At 55.3% G+C, this 4,181-nt stretch carries 5 protein-coding genes; all 5 read right to left on the reverse strand.

The genetic code is table 11. The features are described 5' to 3' along the window. The coding region (locus H5U08_RS11495; RefSeq protein ID WP_297033133.1) for a flagellar basal body rod protein FlgB at positions 1 to 372 on the reverse strand (372 nt) is incomplete at its 3' end. A gap of 174 nt (positions 373 to 546) precedes the next feature. Continuing rightward, positions 547 to 1,977, reverse strand: a complete 1,431-nt coding sequence (locus H5U08_RS11500; protein ID WP_297033135.1) for a sigma-54 dependent transcriptional regulator — start codon at positions 1,975 to 1,977, stop codon at positions 547 to 549. Positions 1,978 to 2,023: 46 nt separating this feature from the next. Next, positions 2,024 to 2,935, reverse strand: a complete 912-nt coding sequence (locus H5U08_RS11505; RefSeq protein ID WP_297033137.1) for a HAMP domain-containing sensor histidine kinase — start codon at positions 2,933 to 2,935, stop codon at positions 2,024 to 2,026. Positions 2,936 to 2,996: 61 nt separating this feature from the next. Beyond that, positions 2,997 to 3,431: a flagellar export chaperone FlgN gene (flgN, locus tag H5U08_RS11510; protein WP_297033139.1), complete on the reverse strand. Its 435-nt coding sequence runs from the start codon at positions 3,429 to 3,431 to the stop codon at positions 2,997 to 2,999. Positions 3,432 to 3,600: 169 nt separating this feature from the next. Next, positions 3,601 to 4,181, reverse strand: a 581-nt coding sequence (locus H5U08_RS11515; protein WP_297033141.1) for a tetratricopeptide repeat protein, incomplete at its 5' end; no start/stop codon positions are given.

The raw sequence follows: 4,181 nt of genomic DNA on the forward strand, positions 1-4,181 counted from the left end.
CTGGCTTGTCATGATGGTCAATGCGGTATTGTGGAGCATCTGGTTTTTCACCATTTCACTCACCTGTTCCTCTACTGACACATCATTGCCGTCATGGCGGACAAACGGTCGTTTCTCCGATGACCAATTGGGCGGTTTCGCCCCCAGGTAATAGGTTCGATCTCCCGGGGAGCTGAAGCGCACCGCGTTCTTTTCCGCTAGGGCCTGTCGTAGATGCGCCCGAAAATCCTCCACCGGCAAGTCCATCGCCTGATAACCAGGCGTATCCAAATTGGCCAGGTTACCTGCCAGGACCGTATGCCTGACCTCGGTGAAATCGGCCACACTAGCCAACAGAGGAATGCTGGTGCCGGTGAAAATTCCGTTCCACATATGTGTTTCTACCTCATGCGTGGTGCGACTTAAGTGCAATCACCGTGCCAAAAGTGCAGACAAAGTCCTGGCGGCTTTAGCGGTGCTTTTTTGCCTTGTTTCCGCAGACACTCATCCCTCACACAGCCGTGATACTGGCAATTTCTGCCGAAACGTTTCGGCAAATTCTGCCGCTCATCCTGTTCGTGAAAAACGCTTTGCTCGCGGAGGATACCCATATTGACGCAGCTTTTCCGTGAGTGTGCGGACCCCAATCCCCAGTGCCTTGGCGGTTTTCTCACGGTGTCCGTCAAATTTCTCTAACGTGGCTTCAATCAGGTAGCGCTCCATGTCCTGCAAGCTGATACCGACCGGAATACCGATCGGCCGCGGGCTGGTAGGGGACGCCGGAAGCCACCTGCCGATCTGGTCTGCCGTGACACGATCTTCCGTGGTCAACACACACAGCCGGGTGACAAGGTTTTCCAACTCGCGGACGTTCCCCGGCCAATCGTGCTCCATGAGTCTGTTCAGGGCCGCATCATCCAGCTCCGGAACTGGGCGTCCCAGTCGCTCTGCACAACGCATTTGAAAATGCACGATTAATTCGGGAATATCTTCTTTTCTTTCTCGCAGCGGCGGAATATGAATAGGTAAAACCGCCAGACGGTAATAAAGGTCCTGTCGGAAGCGGCCTTCGGCGATTTCTTTTTCCAGGTCTCGATTTGTCGTGGCCAAAACGCGAACGTCCACATGTAACGTTCGGCTGGATCCGACTCGCTCAAACGCCCGTTCCTGGAGGACGCGGAGAAGTTTGGCCTGCAGCGCAGTGTCGATTTCCGTGATTTCGTCGAGCAGGAGGGATCCCCTGTGGGCCAGCTCAAAACGTCCCATCCGATCCGAATCCGCTCCTGTAAACGCCCCCTTCTCATGGCCGAAAAGTTCACTTTCCATCAGATGCGCGGAAAGCGCCGGGCAATTAACGCTGACAAAAGGTCCGGCAGAGCGCGGACTAAGATAGTGAATAAGTCTGGCAACGAGTTCCTTTCCCGTGCCGCTTTCTCCAAGAATGAGTACTGTTTCGCTGGTGGCGGCAACCTGTTCTATCCTGCGGCGGAGTTCCTGCATAGGCCGGCTGGAACCCACCAGAACAGGCATGTTCTGCTCCGGTCCTGCTGGTGAGGAGTTTTCTGCCGGGTGCAGGACCTGATTGTGACGCAGCGCCTCCGCCACGAGGCGCTCTAGCTGTCCGGCGTCGAAGGGTTTTTCAATATAGTCAAAGGCACCATGACGCATTGCTTCGACCGCCGAAGCGACCGTGGCGTACGCCGTCACCATGATCACTCGTGTCGGGATCTGTCGCCTCTCAATGTGCCGTACAAGGTCAAGTCCCGACATTCCCGGCATATTGAGGTCGGTGACGACTACATCCCAGCAGGATCGGGCAAGCAAGTCGATGGCCTCGGCTGCACTTCCGCAGGCCTGCACCTCGTGCCCCGCCCGTCGCAGTATGTCGGCCATCGCCTCGCGCGAAGCGGCATGGTCATCCACGACGAGGACTCTGCCCGTCCGCCGAAGGTGCGTCCTTGCCGGTTCCTGTCTTTTGGAGGTTCTAACTTCGCCCATATTTCGACGACTCCATTCGCGCTTTATTCATTTATAAATCACGTTTTCACGCTGCCTGTCTACCCATCTGTGTGGGGATGACGCAGCGGTTGGGAAGGTGAATTTGAAAGACAGCGCCCCCGTGTCTTCCGTTCTGGACGGTTATCGTGCCACCATGGAGTTGAACGAGGTGTTCGACGATCGCCAGTCCCAGGCCCGTTCCATTTGCCTTGGTCGTGAAAAACGGCTCAAACGCGTGCTGAAGGGCTTCCTCACTGAGTCCGGGACCGGTATCGGCAACCGAGATCACAAGATCGCGGCCCGCGGCCGCCGCGCGAACAGTCACCTCGCCGCCGCTGGGCATCGCATCAAGAGCATTGAGCAGAAGATTGATAATCGCACGACGCAAAAGATCGCGGTCCGCCCAGGCCAAAAGCAGTTCCGGGACTTCTACTTTGACAAGCACCTTCTGTGAAACCGCCTGCAATTCTATTTCCTTTGTGATATTCGTCAACCACGGCTTCAGCTCAAAAAGGGTTTCCTGAACTTCTCGATCGGCGGCGAATTGCAACATATCGTTTAAAACACTTTGTGCGCCCTGGACTGCCTGCTCTATTTTCTCGATTATTTCCACAGACTCTGCGTTGGTAACACGCCGCTTCAAAAGACTCACATAGAGTGACACCGGAACAAGGCTGTTTCGCAGCTCATGGGCAATGTGAGCGGCCATTCGCCCAAGGTCGGCGAGTCGGTCCTTTCGGGCAAGCTCGCGGTTTTTCTTCTCAAGCTCCGCCGTCAGCCGCCTGACTTCCGCTTGAAGGGCTTCGTGAGTCTGTTCCAGGCGGAGTGTCGCCGCATGCCAGGCCTCGAGGATGGCGGCCAGGTCTGTACCTTCGCCGGCCCGGTCCGATTCCTTCGGTATCCACTGAGTACCGTTTTCCACCTGATTAAGTCGGTCGTTTTCGTTCATATCATCCATGGTGTGCAACCAGAACATCACCCGAAGCAGCACTGAAACAACGGCCCGATTGGAACCCCGTTTACAGGGTGAGGTCCAGTTCTCCGCCGGTAATGCTGTTTCCGCCTGTGTACGCCGCCCGTGCCTGAGATATTTCGTGAAGGTGCCCCAACTCCGTCGCGATGGCGTCACGCCGCTCTTCCAGGCGTGCCTGGCACTGCTGTTCCACTTGCACGATTTGTTTCAAAAGATCGCGGCATGCGCTGACGATCTCCGGCAGTTCTGGGGCAGTGCCGGGATCCCCTTTCGCCCATTCGGCTTTCTGATCCTCATAGTGCTTTAGCCGGTTATCCACCTCCTGCAACCTTGCCAGTAAAGCCTGTTTACGTGCCAGGACATCGAGTACTCCATCGATCTGGTTATCTTCCACATAAGCGTACTGATACTGGGTTAAGCCCCAAATATCTGTCAGGATCGCATGTTTTTCTGACCACAGCTCTCGTATGAAGTTCGACATATCTCACCTTATCCGTCCCAATCTTTTAACCTGCCGATGTGGCGGGCCTGGGCTGTGTTGTTAAACGGTCTTAAATGAGAGATGTGTATTTCCCTTTATATTGGCTACATCATTGTTGTATCCATGCTTGTATTGGATGTTCAGAGTTACGTCTCAATTTCCAAGATATTTATAAATGACGTGCCAACCACGCCAGACGGTCCAGCCACTCTTCTCGGGTAAAAGGAGTTGATTTTTCCAGTTTGGTATCCTGTGGCAGCCGGTTGAGCATGATTTTCGCCTGTTCCAATGTGATTTGTGCTTCCCTGGTGCGTCCCATCGCCCCGTAACAGCGGGCCATCTGAATGTATGCGTCGAGGACCTCCGGTTCCGACTGCAACCGATTGGTGAGCGTGACGTAGGTGGTGATCGCGTCTCCGAACCGTCCCAGGCGATAGAGGACATCACCCAACGCGAAATACACGTTGCGGAGAAGTTTTTGCGTGGCCGGACTGACAGGTCCCTTGTCCCATTGCGTGTCCAACTCCTTCTGGACAATCCGAAGTTCCTGGAGGGCATTCTGAAGCCAATCGCGTGTTAAAGCGGATTGCGTGCCGGTGCTGGTGGGCTGAATTGACGATTTGGCTACCGCAGCGCGAAGATAAAGCTCCGCCAGAAAATACCGGGCCTCCGGGACGCGATGGTCCTGGGGATAACGCCGCACGGCTTCCTCCAGTTTCTCCAGCGCTTCACGATCCCGCCCGAGGCGAA

Origin of the sequence: Thermogutta sp. (assembly GCF_014359955.1) — a bacterium.
Lineage (GTDB): Bacteria > Planctomycetota > Planctomycetia > Pirellulales > Thermoguttaceae > Thermogutta.

Excerpts from the sequence above, each read along its gene's own strand:
- flgN (WP_297033139.1), bottom strand. The coding sequence starts at position 3,431 with ATGTCGAACTTCATACGAGAGCTGTGGTCAGAAAAACATGCGATCCTG.
- H5U08_RS11500 (WP_297033135.1), bottom strand. The coding sequence starts at position 1,977 with ATGGGCGAAGTTAGAACCTCCAAAAGACAGGAACCGGCAAGGACGCAC.
- H5U08_RS11505 (WP_297033137.1), bottom strand. The coding sequence starts at position 2,935 with ATGGATGATATGAACGAAAACGACCGACTTAATCAGGTGGAAAACGGT.